Source organism: Paracoccus methylovorus, assembly GCF_016919705.1.
GTDB lineage: Bacteria > Pseudomonadota > Alphaproteobacteria > Rhodobacterales > Rhodobacteraceae > Paracoccus > Paracoccus methylovorus.
The window spans coordinates 182,146-200,256 of sequence record NZ_CP070372.1 but is presented as its reverse complement, the minus strand read 5'-3'; the positions used below and the strand labels follow the sequence as shown (position 1 = coordinate 200,256).

General features: G+C 62.3%; 15 protein-coding genes and 3 pseudogenes. 9 read left to right on the top strand and 9 right to left on the bottom strand.

The window, feature by feature from the left end:
- Positions 1–358: 358 nt before the first annotated feature.
- The 3 genes from JWJ88_RS21475 to JWJ88_RS21465 are packed head-to-tail and all read left to right on the top strand — an operon-like array spanning position 359 to position 2,906.
- Positions 359–823: a protein moxZ gene (locus tag JWJ88_RS21475; RefSeq protein ID WP_205296996.1), complete on the top strand. Its 465-nt coding sequence runs from the start codon at positions 359–361 to the stop codon at positions 821–823.
- Positions 820–2,238 (top strand): LapD/MoxY N-terminal periplasmic domain-containing protein, encoded by a 1,419-nt coding sequence (locus tag JWJ88_RS21470; RefSeq protein WP_205296995.1) that lies wholly within the window; start codon positions 820–822, stop codon positions 2,236–2,238. Before JWJ88_RS21475 ends, JWJ88_RS21470 begins: the two co-directional genes overlap by 4 nt.
- On the top strand, positions 2,235–2,906 hold the full coding sequence (locus JWJ88_RS21465; protein ID WP_205296994.1) for a response regulator transcription factor: 672 nt from the start codon (positions 2,235–2,237) through the stop codon (positions 2,904–2,906). Before JWJ88_RS21470 ends, JWJ88_RS21465 begins: the two co-directional genes overlap by 4 nt.
- Positions 2,907–3,091: 185 nt before the next feature.
- Here JWJ88_RS21465 and JWJ88_RS21460 read toward each other — a convergent pair.
- The 4 genes and pseudogenes from JWJ88_RS21460 to JWJ88_RS21445 form a co-directional block, all read right to left on the bottom strand.
- Positions 3,092–3,852: pseudogene (locus JWJ88_RS21460) on the bottom strand (IS5 family transposase).
- 215 nt (positions 3,853–4,067) lie between these two features.
- Positions 4,068–5,567: a malonate--CoA ligase gene (locus JWJ88_RS21455; RefSeq protein ID WP_205296993.1), complete on the bottom strand. Its 1,500-nt coding sequence runs from the start codon at positions 5,565–5,567 to the stop codon at positions 4,068–4,070.
- 11 nt (positions 5,568–5,578) lie between these two features.
- Positions 5,579–6,931, bottom strand: a complete 1,353-nt coding sequence (locus JWJ88_RS21450; protein WP_205296992.1) for a malonyl-CoA decarboxylase — start codon at positions 6,929–6,931, stop codon at positions 5,579–5,581.
- A gap of 35 nt (positions 6,932–6,966) precedes the next feature.
- On the bottom strand, positions 6,967–8,346 hold the full coding sequence (locus JWJ88_RS21445) for an SLC13 family permease (RefSeq protein ID WP_205296991.1): 1,380 nt from the start codon (positions 8,344–8,346) through the stop codon (positions 6,967–6,969).
- A gap of 163 nt (positions 8,347–8,509) precedes the next feature.
- Between JWJ88_RS21445 and JWJ88_RS21440 the strand changes: the two genes are divergently transcribed.
- Positions 8,510–9,163 (top strand): GntR family transcriptional regulator, encoded by a 654-nt coding sequence (locus JWJ88_RS21440; RefSeq protein WP_205296990.1) that lies wholly within the window; start codon positions 8,510–8,512, stop codon positions 9,161–9,163.
- Positions 9,164–9,752: 589 nt separating this feature from the next.
- On the opposite strand, the gene JWJ88_RS21435 is transcribed toward JWJ88_RS21440, so the two are convergent.
- Entirely contained in the window at positions 9,753–11,582 is a 1,830-nt protein-coding gene (locus JWJ88_RS21435) for an SLC13 family permease (RefSeq protein ID WP_205296989.1), read from the bottom strand.
- Between the two features lie 393 nt (positions 11,583–11,975).
- Between JWJ88_RS21435 and JWJ88_RS21430 the strand changes: the two are divergent.
- Positions 11,976–12,089, top strand: a pseudogene (locus tag JWJ88_RS21430) (IS3 family transposase); the annotation flags it as partial.
- 338 nt (positions 12,090–12,427) lie between these two features.
- Here the strand turns inward: JWJ88_RS21430 and JWJ88_RS21425 are convergent.
- From JWJ88_RS21425 to JWJ88_RS21415, 3 genes and pseudogenes are all read right to left on the bottom strand, one after another.
- A complete protein-coding gene (locus JWJ88_RS21425; RefSeq protein ID WP_205296988.1) occupies positions 12,428–12,577 on the bottom strand; it encodes a hypothetical protein in 150 nt (49 codons plus the stop codon).
- Positions 12,578–12,724: 147 nt separating this feature from the next.
- A complete protein-coding gene (locus JWJ88_RS21420; protein ID WP_205296987.1) occupies positions 12,725–14,326 on the bottom strand; it encodes a glucan biosynthesis protein in 1,602 nt (533 codons plus the stop codon).
- Positions 14,327–14,530: 204 nt separating this feature from the next.
- A pseudogene (locus tag JWJ88_RS21415) lies at positions 14,531–15,124 on the bottom strand (hypothetical protein); the annotation flags it as partial.
- Positions 15,125–15,243: 119 nt separating this feature from the next.
- Between JWJ88_RS21415 and JWJ88_RS21410 the strand changes: the two are divergent.
- The 4 genes from JWJ88_RS21410 to JWJ88_RS21395 all read left to right on the top strand — a co-directional run bounded on the left by JWJ88_RS21410 (position 15,244) and on the right by JWJ88_RS21395 (position 17,590).
- Positions 15,244–15,945, top strand: coding sequence for a helix-turn-helix domain-containing protein (locus tag JWJ88_RS21410; RefSeq protein ID WP_205296985.1), 702 nt, complete (start codon positions 15,244–15,246; stop codon positions 15,943–15,945).
- A gap of 679 nt (positions 15,946–16,624) precedes the next feature.
- On the top strand, positions 16,625–16,834 hold the full coding sequence (locus JWJ88_RS21405; RefSeq protein ID WP_205296984.1) for a cold-shock protein: 210 nt from the start codon (positions 16,625–16,627) through the stop codon (positions 16,832–16,834).
- Positions 16,835–16,953: 119 nt separating this feature from the next.
- Positions 16,954–17,178 carry a hypothetical protein gene (locus JWJ88_RS21400; RefSeq protein ID WP_205295281.1) on the top strand — a complete coding sequence of 75 codons (225 nt, stop codon included), beginning with the start codon at positions 16,954–16,956 and terminating at the stop codon, positions 17,176–17,178.
- A gap of 43 nt (positions 17,179–17,221) precedes the next feature.
- On the top strand, positions 17,222–17,590 hold the full coding sequence (locus tag JWJ88_RS21395; protein WP_205295280.1) for a DUF6481 family protein: 369 nt from the start codon (positions 17,222–17,224) through the stop codon (positions 17,588–17,590).
- A gap of 318 nt (positions 17,591–17,908) precedes the next feature.
- On the opposite strand, the gene JWJ88_RS21390 is transcribed toward JWJ88_RS21395, so the two are convergent.
- A complete protein-coding gene (locus JWJ88_RS21390; protein WP_205295609.1) occupies positions 17,909–18,049 on the bottom strand; it encodes a hypothetical protein in 141 nt (46 codons plus the stop codon).
- Positions 18,050–18,111 lie beyond the last annotated feature (62 nt).

Here is an 18,111-nt window from a genome sequence, read left to right as displayed (position 1 = left end):
GCCTTCGGGGTATTGCTTATCATAGCGATCTCGCTCCCTCTCGCTGTCTGATATGGACCGGGACGCCTGTTCGGCCCCGGCGGTCACAGCCCTTGGCGGGTCCGGGCCTCCACTACCCTGACCGCCGCAACGGTGATTAAGACACCCGGCCGTCTGCCTTGTCTGCGGGTGTGCTTCCTGACTTGTCCGGGGGTTTTCCCCCGTCTGACTCGGGGGATGCATCACCCGTTTCCCGCAAGTCCCAGACCAACGTCGCAGCGTGCGGCGGTTGTCCCATACCAAAGGCGGGCATAGTCTTGAGTGCAGGAGGATGCGCCTGCAGCGAATCACTGCAGCGCAGAAAACAGGAGGAGGCAGGATGCGATTCTGCCGGGGCACCGTCTTCGGGCGCTACACGGCAAGCATGTCGATTTTGCTTGCCCTGTCCGCATGCTATGAAGAGGACAACCAGACCCTGCCTTCGACCACAGCCAGGGAAACCGCGATCGGGGAAAGCCCGCATTGGCTGGAGGTCGATGACGCCCGTGCCCCCCAAACCTTCCTTGCCACCGAGTCCGGGCTTTCGCCGGATGCGCTTGCCCCGCTGCTGGACGAGCTTTCGGCCCATTACCGCGAAAGCCCGCGGATGATCGCCAACCGCGTCCTGCAATTGTGGCAGGAATATCCCGATATTCCGCTGGACCGGCTGATGACCGATCTGGTGCCCGCACAGGATACCCCCGAGGAAAGCCTGGGTCCCGTCGCCCAACACTACCGCATCCTGCGCGCGAATGGGGCCAGCCATGCCGATGCCGCTGCCGTCGTCATGGGGCAAGGCGGGTGAGCGCGCCGGTAGAAGAGTTCGGCTTCCGGTCTTTTGATCGCGTGCTGCCCGGATGGCGGACGGTGCCAATGCGCCGGATCGTGATGGGGCTGGCCTGCATCGTCAGCCTGTCGCTTTGCCTCATCGTCTCGGCCATTCTTATCCTGAATGCCCGCGACGCCGTGCAGGAGGAAACCGAATCCGCCTTCCGCCTTGCGCACGAATCCCTCGTGCGTCGTCTGCCCCCCAGCCACGGCGGGCGCGATACCATGGCCGAGGCGATCAGCCTTGCAGAAGAGATCGACGGGCTGCGGCATGTCGCGGCCCGCATTCTGGACCCCGACGGCCAGCCCTTGCAGTTGCGCGCGCATGGTCAGTTCCGGTCCGAGAAATCCGCGCCGCGCTGGTTTTCGGACCTTATGACCCCGCCGGTGGTCGAGGCATCGATCCCCATCACCCATTACCCAAACGTCTTGGGGATGCTGCAGGTCAGCGCCGACCCAACCGACGAGATCGCGGAGGTCTGGGACGATTTCAGCATCATCCTGCCCGTGCTGTTTCTGAATGGGTTTGCCATGTTGGGGCTGACGTTCCTGACGGCCACGCTGTTGACGCGGCGTCTGAAATCGGTGCAGGCCGCCATGGCCCAGATGCGAGAGGGGCGGCTGTCGGTGCGCGCGCCCGGCGACCGGCTGACCGAATTTGCCGATCTGGCCGAGGGGGTGAACGCACTTGCCTCGCATCTGCAAGCCGAGCGAGCAGAGAACGACCTGCTGCAAGCCCGCCTGATCGGCAGTTCCGAGGCCGAACGCTCGCGCATCGCGCTGGACCTGCATGACGAGATGGGGCCGCAGCTTTTCGCATTGCAGGCGGCCGTCAGTCACGCGCAGGCGATGACCGCCGAACTTCCCGAGCCGCCAGCCGCCCTGGGCGAAACGCTGGACGCCATTGGCCGCCATGCCGTTGAGGTCCAGAAAAGCGCCCGCACCGCAATCAACGACCTGCGCCCGATGCTGCTGGGCGAAGCCAGCCTGACCGAATTGCTGGCCGAACTGGTCGCGGGCCTTCGCGATGTCGCGCCGGAAACCCGCGTGGTTCTGGACATGGACGAAGCCGAGGATTCCAGCCCCGGCGAACTGGCGGAACTGTCGATCTATCGCTTCGTGCGCGAAAGCGTCCTGAACGCCATGCGGCACGGCCGCCCGACGCTGGTCCGGGTCAGTCTGGAAACCATGCCGGGCAGACCCGAGCAGATCGTCGCGCGTGTCACCGACAACGGGACTGGCCCGCAACCCGGTCCCGCCGGAGGGTGCCCCACGCCCGGCTTCGGGCAGATCGGCATGCAGGACCGTGCTCGCGCGCTTGGCGCAACCTATCTGCCGCCTTGGCGGGACAACAAACTGACCCATACCGAATTAAGGATGCCCCGCCCATGAAAACCGCGCTGAAACCGACACCGGACAACACCCGCCCCTTGCAGATCCTGATCGTGGACGATCACCCCGTCGTGGCCGAGGGCTGGGGCCGGATTATCCGCACCAAGGTCCCCTGCGAGATCGCCTCGGCCCCGTCCGCATCCGAGGGCTGGCGGGCATGGCGGCAGGCCCGGCCCAATCTGATGGTCGTGGACCTGAGCATCGGCAAGAACAAGATGGCCGGAATCCGGCTGATCGAACGGCTGCGGCGCGTCGATCCCGGCCTGCCGATCCTGGTGTTCACCATGCATCGCAGTCCCGTGCTTGCCCGCCGCGCGCTGATGTTCGGCGCGAACGGGATCATCAACAAGGACAGCCCGCCCGCCGAAATCTGCGAGGCCTTCGCCCAGGTGGCTCGAGGGGGCAATTACGTCGATTCGCGGCTGGCGATGCAGATTGCGCTGCTGAATGTCTCGCGCCCCGGGGCAAGCGCCCCGCGTCTGACTGGCCGCGAAGAGGAAATTCTGGGCATGATCACGGAAGGCATGTCCTATCGCGACATCGCGGACCGGGCCTGCATCAGCTACAAGACGGTTTCGAACGTCAGCCTGGTGCTGAAGGACAAGCTTGGCGCGACCAATCTTGCCGATCTGGTGGTCAAGGGCATTCGTTATTTCGAAGGGGACTAGATGGCATGATGGGCCTGATCGCGGCTGGTCATCCTGAAATGGTTATCCCAAAAGTTGATGTTGCTGAAAGGCCGGTCTGATTATCGGCCCCAAGCACCGTGCCGTCGGGGGTCTTGCTGCGGGGGATTCCGGTCTACATCAAAACTGGTTCACTCAATCTTTGCTCTGGGCTCTTTGACCCTAGGTCATGTTGACAAATGGCGGAGCCAGAGGCGGATCGACGTGATGTCGATGAAGCCCAGGAAGCTTTCGGCGGTCTTGTCGTAGCGGGTGGCGACGCGACGGGCATTCTTGAGCTTGTTGAAGCACCGCTCAACGAGATTGCGCAGGCGGTAGAGCCTGCGGTCAACGGCGACCCGTAGCTTCCGGGTTTTGCGCATGGGGATGACCGGCACCACGTCGCGCACCTCCATGGTCTTGCGGATGTTGTCGGAGTCGTAGCCGCGGTCTGCGAGCAGAACGCTTGGCTCGGGCAGGTTGTCAGCCATGACCAGATCGAAGCCGAGGTAGTCCGATGTCTGCCCGGCCGTGATCTCGGTTCTCATGGGCAGGCCTGCCGCATTGACCCGCAGATGGATCTTGGTCGTGAAGCCACCTCGCGAGCGGCCGAAACCTTGGCGCGGAGTCCCCCTTTTGCGCCCGCTGCCTGATGATGAGCGCGAACCACGGTGCTGTCGATCATCTGCAGCGCATCCGGCACGATCCGGCTCTCGTTCAGCGCCTCCAGGATCTGTTCCCACAGCCCCGCCAACGTCCAGCGCCGGAACTGCCGATAGACAGACGACCATTTGCCGAACTCTTCCGGCAGGTCGCGCCAGGGCGACCCCGTTCGGGCGATCCAGAAAATCCCATCCAGAACAAGCCGATGGTTCGTGGGCTTGCGGCCGTTCGGAGAACGGACAGCCAGGATGAAGCGTTCAAAGAACGCCCACTCGTCGTTCGACATCAGGTTTCGTGCCACGCTGGTCTCCATTGCAGATACCAGCTTGAATCACGATCACCGCGCCCGGTGAATCCCTTTTGTCAACACGCCCTAGAAGCCGCCTTTGCCCTTACCCGCAACAATCATGCCCCGTGTAGCAGAATTGCGGCTGAGCCGATCCAGAGTTGGAGTTTGCGCAAGGCGGCGCGGTTTGTATTCGCGCCGCCGGGCAATATGTGTCAGTCGTAAAGTTCGCGGAACTGGTCGCGAAGCAGGTTTTTTTGCACCTTGCCCATGGTGTTGCGTGGCAGGTCATCGATGAACAGAACCCGCTTGGGCAGCTTGAACCTTGCCAGCCGATCCTCCAGCGCCGCCAGAACCTCGGCTTCGGAAGGGGGTGTGCTGCCCACGATCACCGCGGTCACGCCTTCGCCGAAATCGCGATGCGGCAGGCCGATCACCGCGGATTCGGTGACGCCGGGCAGGGCATCGATCTCGGTTTCGATCTCCTTGGGATAGACATTGTAGCCGCCGGTGATGATCAGGTCCTTGCCGCGTCCGACGATATGCAGATAACCGCGTTCGTCAAAACGCCCCAGATCGCCGGTGATGAAGAAACCGTTTTCGCGCAACTCGGCGGCAGTCTTTTCCGGCATCTGCCAATAGCCCGAAAAGACGTTGGGGCCACGCACTTCGATCATGCCGATTTCGCCCTTGGGCAGTTCGGCGCCGGTTTCGGGATCGGTCACGATGATTTCGACACCGGGCAGGGGCATTCCCACTGTCCCCGCAACCCGGTCACCGCGATAGGGGTTCGAGGCATTCATGTTGGTTTCGGTCATGCCGTAACGCTCCAGGATGGCATGGCCGGTCCGCGCCCGCCATTCGCGATGCGTGTCGGCCAGCAGGGGCGCGGAACCCGAAATGAACAGCCGTATCCCCGCGGTGGTTTCCGCATTCAGCATGTCGTCCTGCAGCAGCCGGGTATAAAAGGTCGGCACGCCCATCAGCACGGTCGCGCGGCTCATCCCCTCGAAAATGCGGTCCACGTCGAATTTGGGCAGGAAGATCATCGAGGCGCCGGAAAACAGCGTCACGTTGGTCGCTACGAACAGCCCATGCGTGTGGAAGATCGGCAGCGCATGGATCAGCACGTCGCTGGCGGTATATTCCCAGGCCTCGCGCAGGGCCAAGGTGTTCGACACAAGGTTGCCATGCGTCAGCATCGCCCCTTTGGAGCGTCCCGTCGTCCCCGAGGTGTAAAGCAGCGCCGCCAGATCGTCCGAGGCGCGCGGCACGGTCGCGAAATCCTCGGGCGCGTTGGTCGCCGCGTCGGTCAGGCTGCCTTGGCCATCAGCACCCAGCGTCAGCAGTCGCGCATTTCCGGCGACGGGCGCAAGCTGGTCGGCCTTGGCCGGGTCGCAGACAAAGATCGCTGGCGCGGCGTCCCCCACGAAATATTCGATCTCGGCGGGGGTGTAGCCGGTGTTCAGCGGCAGAAAGACCGCGCCCGCCCGCACGGTCGCCAGATACAGGATGATCGCCTGGACAGATTTTTCGACCTGAGCGGCCACGCGGTTGCCGGGCTGCACGCCCAGACTTGCCAGCGCGTTCGCCATGCGACCGGTCCGGGCGATCAGGTCGCCATAGCTGATACGTTCGCCCGACAGAGTCTCGATGGCGGTGGCTGCGGGGTCCGGGATGCCGCGCGCGAGGATGTCGAAAAGATTGTCGCTCATCATGGTTCCTTTCAGTTCGTGTTCGGCAAGGCGCGCGCGACGATTTGGGCGGCGGCAACCGTGCCGCGTTCGGCAAAGGCTTCGTGGTTCACCTCGATCCGGTCGAGGTCGTAAAGATAGTTCACCATCAGTCCATGCGCCTGTTTCAGCCCATTCTGCGAAACATCGCCAAGGTAATTCAGCCGCTCAAGCTGCGCGCCATTGCCCAGGTGGAAACGCGCGACGGGATCGGGGACACGGCCCTTGGCATCGCGGGCGCGCAGGAAATAGGTGGCGGAGGCAGCAAGCAGGGGGTCACGCAGGGCTGCGGCCTTCTCGGTGTCCTTGTGCCAGCCGGGTTCGTCCAGCAGGGCAAAGGCAATGCGCTGGTCGGCGCCGATCATGTCCGAGCCTTCGTCCTTGCGCTGCGCGGCAAGCCAGGCCGCAAAGCCCGGCACGGGCGACAGCGTGACGAAGGTGCGGATATTGGGCAGTTCCGCCTTCAGCTCCTCGACCACCTGCTTGATCAGGAAGTTGCCAAACGAGACCCCAGCCAGGCCCCGCTGCGTGTTCGAGATCGAATAGAAGACGGCGGTTGTGGCCTCATCGGCCTCGATGGGCTGGCGTTTCAGGTCCAGAAGTTCGCCCACGGCATCGGGAATGGATTTCGTCAGCGCCACTTCGACAAAGATCAGCGGCTCATCGACCAACTGCGGATGGAAGAATCCATAGCAGCGCCGGTCGGTCGGTTGCAGGCGATTGCGCAGATCGTCCCAGTTCTGGATGGCGTGGACGGCCTCATAGCGGATGATCTTTTCAAGGATTGCGGCGGGCGTGTTCCAGTCGATATGCCGCAGCACCAGAAAGCCGCGGTTGAACCATGACCCGAACAGATGCGCGAAGTCGTCATCCACGCGGCGCAGCGACGGGTCGTCGCGCAGATGGGACAGCAAATCCTCGCGCATCCGGACCAGAGCGGCCGTGCCGCCTGGGGCAAGGTTCAGGCGGCGCATCAGTTCCTGCCGGCGCGGTTCGGAGGCGGAGTGCAGGGCTTCCAGCGCCGATGGGTCGTGCTTGATGGTGGCGAGGGCTGCCTTGACCGCCATCGGATCGGGCCCGAAACGTTCGGCCAGCACCCGCAGAAAGCCCAGCCGTGCGTCCCTCCCTGCATGATCGAAGGCCGACAAAAGCCCGCTCGCCAGCGCCACACCCGATGCCTCGCCCTGCCGCGACAACAGCGCCTCGGCCAGTTCGGCCAGCTCGGGTGGCTGCGGGGCGTCCCCGCTGTCGCGGCGCCACAACAGGCGGCGACCGCGTTCGGTCAGGGTCTCGAACAGCTCACCCAGAAAGGCAGGGCGACCGGCGCGCGGGCTTTGGGTTTTCATCACGACCTCCTTGGTTCAGGGGATGGTTGCCGGGATCACCCCGGCAACACGACGAAGATCAGCCACAGGACGACCGGCGCGATCAGCGTGACCAGAGCGCCATAGTTCAGCAGCTTGCGGAAGAAGGCCTGCTTGTCCACACCCTGCGCGTTGGCCAGAACCAGCGCCCCGTTGGTGGAAAACGGGCTGACATCCACGATGGTCGATGCGACGGCCATGCCCGCAATAAAGCCGATGGCGCTGACGCCCGTGCCGCCCTGCAAAAAAGGCACGGCCAGCGGGATCAACGATCCCAGCACCGCGGTCGAAGATGCGAAGGCAGACACCACCGCGCCGATGAAGAACAGCATCAGTGCCGCCAGCAGGGGCGAGGCCATGCCGGCTACGCTGTCGCCGACAAAGTCGATGGTTCCCATCCCCTCCATCACCGCGACATAGGTTGAAACGCCGGTAATCAGCATGATCTCGGGCCAGGCGACCTGCGCCATGGCGCGTTTCTGCATGGTCGGCGCCCAAAGTGCCAAAGCCAGGCCGATGGTCAGCGCGATAAATCCGATGTCCAGCTTGAAGGCCAGAACCAGAACCGCCAGCAACCCAAGTCCCGCCAGCGTCACGATCTGGTAAAGGTTGCCGTCGGGATGGTCGCCCTCATTGACCTCGTCGACCAACTTGTTGGAATGGCCGCCGCCTTCGCGTCCGATGCGGGGGCTGATTGCCTCGGCCTCGCTGTCGCCGAATATCTGCGGGCCAGTGGCGGCGCGGGTGATCTCGACATGCGGGACGATGACCGGCTCGATTTCCTGACGCATCTGCATCAGCGCGCGTCCGCCCAGCACCATGAACAGAATCAGGGCCACCGCCGCGTTCACGGTGAAGCTGGCCGCGAAGGTGGTCATCGGACTAAGCGGCAGGCCCGATTTTTCCACCACGCCATTGGTGATGCCGCCATAGATGCTGATAGGCGAAAAGCCCCCAGCCTGCGCGCCATGCACCACCATCAAACCCATCAGCAGGGGCGAGATGTGATAGCGGAAGGCGAAACCAAGCGCGATGGGCGCAACGATGGCGACGGCGCCGGGGCTGACCGCGCCCACCGCCGTCAGCATGGCCGAGATGCCGAACATGATCCACGGAATCGCGGCGATCCGACCCTTGACGGCGCGGACAGCCATGCGGACCAGCCAGTCGATGGTGCCGTTGTTCTGCGCGATGGCGAACAGCCATGTGATGCCCACCAGCGTCAGGAACAGTCCGCCCGGAAAGCCTCCGATGATGTCGTTGGTGCTTTGTCCGGCCAACAGCGTGCCGACCAGAAATGCACCGACAAAGGCCAGTACACCCATATTGATCGGCCAGATGGTGGCGATGACAAACATCGCGACCAAGGCGTAAATTGATAGAAAATGTGGGGTCATGCGCGGCTCCTCCTCCTTGCAATCTTCCTTGGACACGCGCCCGGCGCGAATCCCCTCCCGCCGCTGTTATACATTTGTCTGTTCATGATGTATATAACAGAAGATCGGATGGATAAATGCTGCTGCGCGGGATATGCTGACCCGCATGAGCATGAGGCCGACCATGACGAGCATCCCGAACACGCTGCGCATCCGCAACGCGTTGGAAAACGCCATCGTGCAAGGGGTTTACGCCCCCGGTGCCCGGCTGGACCCCGAAGCACTGGAGCGGGAGTTCGACTGCTCGCGCACCCCGATCCGCGAGGCCTTGCATCAACTGGAGGCCTCGGGGTTGGTACGGGTGGTGCCCAAGCGCGGCACCTTCGTCACGGAATGGAGTCCAGAGGAGTTGGCCGAACGCTTCGAGGTTATGGCCGAGATCGAGGCGACCTGCGGCAGGCTGGCCGCACGCCGTATTCTGGACAGCGAGATGGCGGCGCTTGAGGCCGCGCATGACGCCTGCCGCCAGCGCGCCGAGGTAGGCGACGTGGAAGGGTATTACGCCCGGAACTCGGATTTTCACCATTGCATCTATCGCGCGACCCACAACGCTTTTCTGGAACACGAGGCGTCGCGGCTGCATGCGATGCTGCAGCCTTACCGACGGATGCAGTTGCAGGTAAGGAACCGGATGGGCCGGTCATATGCCGAACATGACGCGGTGGTGGCCGCCATCCGCGCGGGCAATGCCGATGAGGCGGCCCACGCGCTCCGCGACCACGTCATCGTGCAGGGCGACCGCTTCCACGACCTGATTGCCGCCCTGCGTCAGGGCTAGGCATAAGAAGGAGCGGCGGTTTTCAGAGCGTGCGTCGGCGGAAGCAGCCCGCTGACGGATGCTGGCGGATGGACGAGCCCAGGCGGACCGGGACAGCGGGTTTATCGCTACCATGCTGCTGGCAGGTCCGGAAAAGCCAAGGCGTCAAGGACATCGACCGGATGCTGAAATGCTCTGACTGCTGGCGCTGATCGAGATAATGCAGGTCCACTATCTCAATAATATGGTCTCGCAAGATCATCGCCTCATCAAGCGCCGGGCATGAAATGGCGTGGCTTTTCGTATAATCAGAACAGCATTTCTACCACCGATATACCGCGGTCCAGCCCTGTCACCGTTCCCGAAGGATCAATGTCATCCCAATCACAACGGATCGCCCCTCTGCCGATCATTACGACGAGATATTTTAAGCTATAGGATAGCTCATGCATTGGAATTAGGACGCCCTAGCGGCTGGACGAATTTTCGCCGTGACAGTGGCGCCCTTGAGCCACTTGGGCGGCAGTTCCGGTTGTCGTTCCCGTCACGCGGGACCGAGCGTTTCCAGTCGTACGTTTCGACATGCAAAAGCTGACGAGTCGCTCTCAATTCATCCTGGATGGAACGGGAAAATCACTGGCACCAGCGTGATCGCGACGATCAGCACGATAGCAACCAGCGGCAAGCCGATCCGCGTGAAGTCCCAGAACCGGTAGCCACCGGGACCTATGACCAAAGTGTTGACGGGCGAGGACACCGGGGTCAGGAAGGCTGCCGACGCCGCCAGCGCCACGGTCATCGCGAAAGGATAGGGCGACACCCCCAAGTCGGACGCGAGTGCCAGAGCGATTGGCCCCATCAGAACCGCCGTCGCCGTGTTCGAGATGAACAGGCCCAGTGCCGCCGTGGTCACGAAGATCACTGCCAGCGCGGCACGGGGCGCTGAATCCCCGATCATGGCTCGCAGCGCTTCGGCTGCCAGATCGACGCCACCTGTCTTCTGAAGCGCCAGCGAGAACGGCAACATGCCTATGATCAGCACGAGGCTTTGCCAATGGATCGAACGATAGGCCGAGGGCATGTCGACACAGCCGAAAAGCCCCATCAGCAGACAGCCGATCAGCGCTGCCAGCACATTGGGAACGATGCCGGTAATCATCATCATGACGACGAGGGCCAGGATGGCGACGGCAGGAATGGCCCGGAAAGGGGCCTCCAGCAATTCATCGATCTCTCCGGGCAAGGCGAGCACGACCAGATCCCGGCTTTGACGCATCTGCCGGATACGGCTCCAGGGACCGACCGACAGAAGCACATCGCCCCCGCGCAGCACGGTCTGCGCATCGACATCTCCGATCGGCTGATTGTCCCGACGAAGGCCAACGACGGCAAGGCCGTGGACCGACCGGAACCGCGACTGCGCAATACTCCTGCCGACCAGCGGCGAACCGGGCGGCACGATCAGTTCGACCATACCGATCTCTTGCGCCTGGTCGGTGAAGTAGCGGCCCGAGATAGGCAGGCGGCGCAGGTCATAGGTGTTGCAGAACGCCTCTATATCCGTATCCTCACCGAACACGTCCAGAAACAGTGCGTCTTCGGCCTGCAATATGGTATCGGCCCGCGGCTGGATCAGCCGTCGGCCATAAGAGGTCGAGCGCTCGATACCGAGGATGTTGATCCCCGCCGTTCCACGAAGATCGAGCTGGTCCAGCCGTTTGCCGACGAGTCCCGACCGGGCCGTCAGGTGCAAACGAAACTCGCGCCCGGCCAGGCCATAGCTGGCGATCCAGTCGGCAAGCGTCGGTCGCTGATTGTCCGTAGCGGTGCTTTCGGCGGCGAGCCAGCGTCGGGCGACCAGCATATAGCCGATCCCCAATATCAAGACCGGCAGCCCAAATGGAGTGAAGTCGAAAAAGCCGAAGCCCTGATGCCCCTCGCGCCTGAGCAGGCTATCGAGCACGAGGTTCGGGGCCGTGGCAACCAGCGTCATCATCCCGCTGATCAACGCAGCCGCACTCAGTGGCATCATCAGCCGCCCAGGCGCCACCCCGATATTTGTCGCGATCCGCAGCACGATCGGGATAAAGATCGCGACCACTCCGGTCGAGCTCATGAATGCGCCGATCCCGGCAACGGCCGCCATCAGCAGCACGATCAAACGCACTTCCGATGCACCGGCATGGCGCACCAACAGATCGCCGGTATGTTGCGCGACGCCGGTGCGCACCAGCGCTTCGCCCAGAACGAAAAGTGTCGCTATCAGGATGATATTCGGGTCGCTGAAACCGGCCAGCGACTCCTCAAGCGTAATGATGCCTGTGAGCGGCAGTGCCACCAGGGCCAGGATCGCGACCACGTCCATCCGGGGCCAATTGAGCGCGAACATTGCAATCGCCGCCGCCAGCAGCGTCAGGACAATCATCAGCTCCGTTGCCATTTTCCCGCCTCTCGAACTTGCATCATTTCCGGCTGCCTTCCCACGTCGCGTATCTGAGATCAGCAGCTCGTATCATGGGGCCGGGTCGAACCTCGACTCCCAAGCGCTTGGGCCCCTGTTTGAAGCGGTAAGCAACGCACGTTATGCGATCGAGGACCGGGTGGCTCTTGGCATGAAGCGACCGGGCCATGTCCTGTCGACATCTCAAACCTGCCCAATCCTGTCAAGTTTCGTGTAGAGATCGCTGACAATGGCATCGGCCTTGATGCCGGACAATATGAGGCGTGCTAAGCAATATATAAATATTTCAAATAGATACGAGAGGGAAGTGGGCTTGCCTTGGGCGCTTTCTTCCCTCTGCGACGAGAGCCCGCTCCAACCTGAGGACGGACGATGAAGCGAACGAGATACCGTGAAGGGCAGATTAATGGCATCTTGGCCGAGCATGAGGCTGGCGCGAAGTGCGCCTCTCTGTGCCGAAAGCGCGGGATGTGGGAAGGCACCTTCTAATGCCTGGAAAGCGAATATTCCGGGATGACGGTCTGGGGCATCGGGTGAACTCCTTTCAGGCAAAGCTCGACTGGCTGTCGGCCAAAGGCCACCGTGCAGGTGCAGCCAGCGGGGTTTGTGGGGTTCAGCGCTGCAATGAGCGACGGCGACCATTCAGACCGGAACGGGGCAGGGGAACCGTTCAGCCCTGGCTGAAATCTATCGCCACAGGGTACAGCAAGGCGATCAGCCCGGACAGACAGCCAGAGACTGACAGGCTAGGGTTTGGCATCGCAACCTCTTTCGGGGCATGTCTTCGCCGTTCGAGAAAGCATAGGCTTTCCAGCCCAACCCTCTCAAGCCGGACGCTTTCGCCATTCAAAGTGCGAGAGATATCCTTCGGGTGGCTGATAACTTTCAGCTCCCGACAGATCCGCCCCAACCTCATCAACGATGCTGATCGAGGTCTCTTTTACCGATGCACCCAACCCGAAATGGCGCTTCATGCTGCGCTTCCTTCCCTGATGCTTGTGGCTGCTTCACACAGAACGCGTTCTACCATCAGCCCGAAGCGCAGCACCTCATGACTCCGGGGCGGGAAGTGGGATCCAAGCCGAATACCCCATCTGATCCTAAGACGCCCTACTTCCAGGTCACGGCCTGCTGGCCAGCAGGGCCCGCAACTGCGTGGGAAATACTTGCAGCAACAGGGTCTCGGTAACAGCATCCTCAGATTTCGCGACATAGACACGCAGATCGATGGGACTGTCGTCGCGGGGCACCAACTCTTCGGGCCCGCCGAAACCGAGATCGAACATGGCGCGCCAGGTTGGGCGGCCGACGACGGGATAGACCGCGTCGTTGGACACCACCCCGCGCGAGGCGGTGATGTTGAGATGCGGCTTGTCGCCGGGTTCAAGCGAAGGGGACGTGAAGTCGCACACGATCTTCACCGTCTCCTGCGGGCGCGGCTGGCCGGGCACGCCGCCGGCACCGATGCGGACTGCGACGAACTGCCCGGTGCTGTCAGCCAGTGGGCTATCCTCAAGCCAGGACAATCGGTAGTCCAGCCGGTATTCCGCGCCGGGCCCAGGCGGGACAGCAGGCTGCCAGAAGGCTACGATATTGTCGTGGATCTCGTCATCGGTGCTGAGCTCGACCAGTGTAACCGTGCCGTCACCCCAGTCCCCACTGGGCGTGACCCATGCGCTGGCGCGTTTTTCATAGAAGACGCCGTCGTCCTGATATTGCTCGAAACTTCTTTCGCGCTGCATCAGGCCGAAGCCTTTGACCGAAGGCGCGGTGAAGGTGTTTGCCATGGTATGGGGCGGGTTATTCAGGGGCCGCCAGATGCGCTCGCCCGTTTGGGTCAGTATCTCGAGGCCGTCCGAGTCGTGCACCTCGGGCCGCCAGTCCGGCGCGATATGCGGTGCGTTCTTGCCGAACCAGTACATCGAAGTCAGCGGTGCGATACCCAACCTCTCAACCGTTTCTCGCATGAAGATGCGAGCGGTGACGTCCTGCTCGACCCCCTCGCCGCGGCGGGAGACGATGCGATAGGCGCCGGTCGCGCGCGGGCTGTCCAGCATCGCATAGGTGGTCATGCCGTGATCGGTTTCCGGTTCCAGCCAGAAATGGGTGAAAAGTGGGAACTCCTCGGGACCGTCGGGGATGGCGGTGTCAATCGCCAAGCCGCGGGCCGAGAGGCCGAACTGGCCGCTATAGCCGGAGGTTCGCCAGTAGGAGGCACCCAGGAACGCCATCCAGTCGAGCCCGGTTTCCGCATCCATGACACTGAAGCCGGCAAAGCCGTCGGTCCGGGCCAACCGACTTGCCGGATTGTCGGCGGGGATGTCAAAGAGGTCCAGCGAAAACGGGATTTCGGTCGCCATGCCGTCCTTGAGCGCATGGATGTGGACCGGCTGCTTGAAATAACGGCCGGGGAAAAAGAACCGGACCTGCGACAAGGCCGGCTCATTGCCCCAGAGCGCCTGATCCTGGCGAAAGCGGATTTCGTTGTGGCGGTCGTAATCCACCTGTTCCAGGATTTCGGCCTCCTCGATCTCTGGCGGCTGATAGGCGGCCTGCGCTATTGCGCGCGCCCGCTCTGTCAGGCTCTCGAAGGAGAACGCCTCCGGCTCGGCATCACTGGCGATGCTATCGGCCGCGCGCGCGATCCGGGGCAGCAGGAAGAAGGCGCCGCCGCCCAGAGCGGTTTGCAGCACGGTGCGACGGAAGAATTTTTGCGAATACATGATGCCCCAAGGATAGGTGATTCAGTCGCTTGCCATCGGGACCTAGCCGGGGCGGTATTTCAAGGCATCGATCCCGCATTGGCCGAGTCTTGCCGATCGCCACCGCCGGGCGACGCCCTATCAACGCGACGCATTGGCTGTCTCATTTGTTCAGAGCCGACTCGATAGGCCATCTCATTGATCGCTAGTGCCGCCTAGGTTACTGCTTTCAGGCGTATGCCGGAATACCAGTACCGACAGAGTTACGACCGCCGCGACCATGACGCCCCCGACCGCCAGGGCTGCCGGCACAAAGCCGATAGCTGCGATCAGTGCGATCCACAGCGGTGAGAACATCACCCCGCCAAGGCTCGCACCGTTATAGGCCATGCCGAGCGCAGCCGGGCGGCGCAAGACGAACCAAGGGGCGATCAGCGCGTTCACTGCAGCCGCCCCCATGCCGACCCATCCCGCACCACTCGCCAGCACGGCCGCAAACAACTGCCAGGGCTCTGCCGCCAGTGCCCAGCCCGCGGCGCCAAGTCCCAGCAGCGCGGCGCCCAGCATGGTCACGCCGGGCACACCCAGAAGCGGATAGAGGCGCGGCAGATTGGCCACCACCACCGCCCCCACCAGGAAATGCACCGTCACCGCGGCCGAAACCATCGCCACCGGCCAGCCGGTCCGCGCGACGACGGCATAGAGGAACACCGGAGGGCCATAGAAGCCGACACCCCACCCGAAGGTTGCCAGCACGAAAGTGGCAGCGACGACATGCCAGCCAAAGAATGGACGGGAGGAGGGGGAAGACAGGCTCATGGGACACTCTCGATGATGACCCGCCGCTTATGGTCGCAATCCGGGGGGCAATATTTCGGCGAAAGCCGAAGCATTCCCCGCCTTTCTGTGGCAGACTCCGCATCAGGCGGAGGGATCGCATGGCCACATCCAACCGTATTGCCGAGGTCGCCGCCGCCGTGGGTGAACCTGCCCGCGCCGCCATGCTGGCCGCGCTGATGGATGGCCGGGCGCTGACCGCGACTGAACTGGCCGAGGTGGCCGCGATCACGCCGCAGACCGCGAGTGGCCATTTGGCGCGGCTGGCAACCGCCGGATTGATCGTTGCCGAAAAGCAGGGCCGCCACCGCTATCACCGCCTTGCAAGCGCCGAGGTTGCGCGGATGATCGAAAGCGTGATGCTGGTCGCCGGCGGTATCGCGCTGTCTCGTCCGCCGCGCCGCGTCGGCCCAAAGGACGCGGCCCTGCGCCATGCCCGCACCTGCTATGACCATCTGGCCGGCCACCTTGGCGTCAGCATCGCCGACGCGCTCCGCGCCAGCGGCGCCGTCGAGATCGCGGGTGATGCCGCCGCGCTGACCGAGACCGGCCGGGCAAGGATGCAGGCGCTTGGCATCCTCGCGCCCGACCGCGACATGCGCAGCACCCGCCCGGTCTGCCGCCCCTGTCTGGACTGGAGCGAACGCCGCCCGCATCTGGCCGGCGTTCTTGGTGCCGCAATCTGCACCCATGCGCTAGACCACGGCTGGATCCGGCGCCGCGCCGGCACCAGAGCGCTGGAGATCACCCCGGCTGGCAGGATCGGCTTCAGGCAGGCGTTCGAGATCGAACATACTGTCTGATCAAGGGAACCGCTTGCGTGTGATATCTCCGGCAGCACGGGCATTGTCGCTGCCACAAGCCCAACCGCGGCATTAAGCAATCTCAGCACGGCCAGTCGTTATCCCGCGGCTTCAAACCCTCTTTGCTCGCGGGGCGGACGCGGCGGCTGAAACCTCCTTATCACGACCGCAGCACGATGCTTGGAGCCCATCAGAGGCATTCAGGCAAGGCCGCAGCATTACACATTCCTACGCGGTTGCGGCGGAAAGCCATTCCCTAACTGACGCTCAGCCTGAGCAGATGCTACGGGCGGCCGTTTGATGCCAAGCTCAATGGGCTGGAGAAGGATTTCCCGCCTTTGCGGAATACTTGGGAGCCGAGTAAGTCGAGGATACCTGAAAAGACAAAGGTCGGAAATATAACGACAATCAAGTTTTCATGTTCAAATATTAACGGAGATATTTTTCTCACCTGCTTTCTTTTTCATCACTCCTTCGGATCGCCCCAAAGTCATCGGCCCCATAAAACTTGACATGTGACCAGATCACCATTATGTCTTCCGTATCGATTATTTACAGTTGAACCTGGTGGCTGCGCCGTAATACGGTGAGACAAGCTAGCTTTCCCCTCTAAAGCATCGTTCAGAAAACCTGCCTCGCATTCGCGTTGCAGCTAATAATGGCTATAAAGGGGTTCGTTATGACCACCGGCACAGTAAAATGGTTCAATTCCACCAAAGGTTTCGGCTTTATTCAACCTGATGATGGTGGCGCTGACGCTTTCGTACATATCTCTGCGATTGAAAGATCCGGCATGCACGATCTCGTTGAGGGCCAAAAGATCGGCTACGATCTTGAGCGCGACAGCAAGTCAGGCAAAATGTCTGCCTGCAATCTGCAAGCGGCTTAATTTGCAGGGCTTTCGCGCCGTACAGCCCAAACATGACATGCGAAATCCAAAATCACCGGGTCGGGCATTTTTGTCCGGCTCTTTGTTTTCTGGCCTTCTGGCCTTCCGAAAGTGTGACCATGACCGAGACAATCAGTAAATCAAGACAACTGGCGGAAGTAGCTTTTGGAAAAACCCAGACCCAGTTTCTTGCCCGTCAACGTGCACTTAATGAGCACGATAGTATTACAACTGCGCGTGCGGAAAAGACGCTTCGGCTTCGCACTGCGCGGCTTGAAAAAACCCGGAGTGATATGCTCGCCGCTTCGGCAATTGATCAGCGGAAATGCGTGAAACAGGCCTGATGCGCGTTTACCTCCATCACACACGGCCATCCAATGAGAGAAAATGCGAAACAAAGAATTCTCTGACCGTCGCGGAAATGCCGCTACCGCCAAAGCAACCATGCTTGATGCTTTTCGCACGGCCCAAGCCACGGCCGCTCCAGAAAAGGCCGCAAAGCTGGCTCAACGTGTTGCCGTTGCGCAAGCCCGTGACCAGCGGCGCGCGCAACGCGAGCAAGTAAAGCGTGAAGAACAGCAGCAGCTGGAATCGGAGGCAGCAGCGCAGCGTGCGGCCAAGACGGCCGAGACTGAGCTTCGGAAATCCGCCATGGACGACCGTATTGCCCGGGTCGTGGCGGACGAGGTCGCCCGCAAGGCAGAGCGTGATCTGCGATATGCTAAGCGCAAGGCGGCTGCAATGGCCGCTGCCTGACCAAAACGGCGCGACAAAGCCCTAAGAGTGAGCATACAAATTCCCAACTTAGGGCGATGTTCATTTTCTCCGGCATTACTGGTCTTGCGCCGGGTGCCGGAGGATCCCCTTGATGCCCGGATGTCTGGTGCTCCAGGCTGCTTCGACTGCGATGCGGCGATGTCTTTAGATGACTTTCGCCCTCCCCGACGATTTTGCGCGATGACGCCTCGGCCACTTCGTACTCACGACGAACGGCAGGCAGGTCGCGCAGAGCTGTCGCGTCGCTTCAACCTTAGCGTGTCCGCGAGGCTGCCGCGAGCCTGGTTCCCATAGCCGTCACTCGGCGGCGAGAGTAAGGCTGGCAGGCCCGGACGCCTCCAGCGCCGAGGCCCCCAACCCTCCGGCCAGATACAGCGGCAAAAGCGCGTTGATCATCTCGGACGAGACATCCATTAGCAGGCTGGCGATCCGCAGCATCCAGATCGTTGCCGGGAATGGCGGGGCGCGAGGCCAGGCGGGTCTGTGCGGGGTTGGATTCG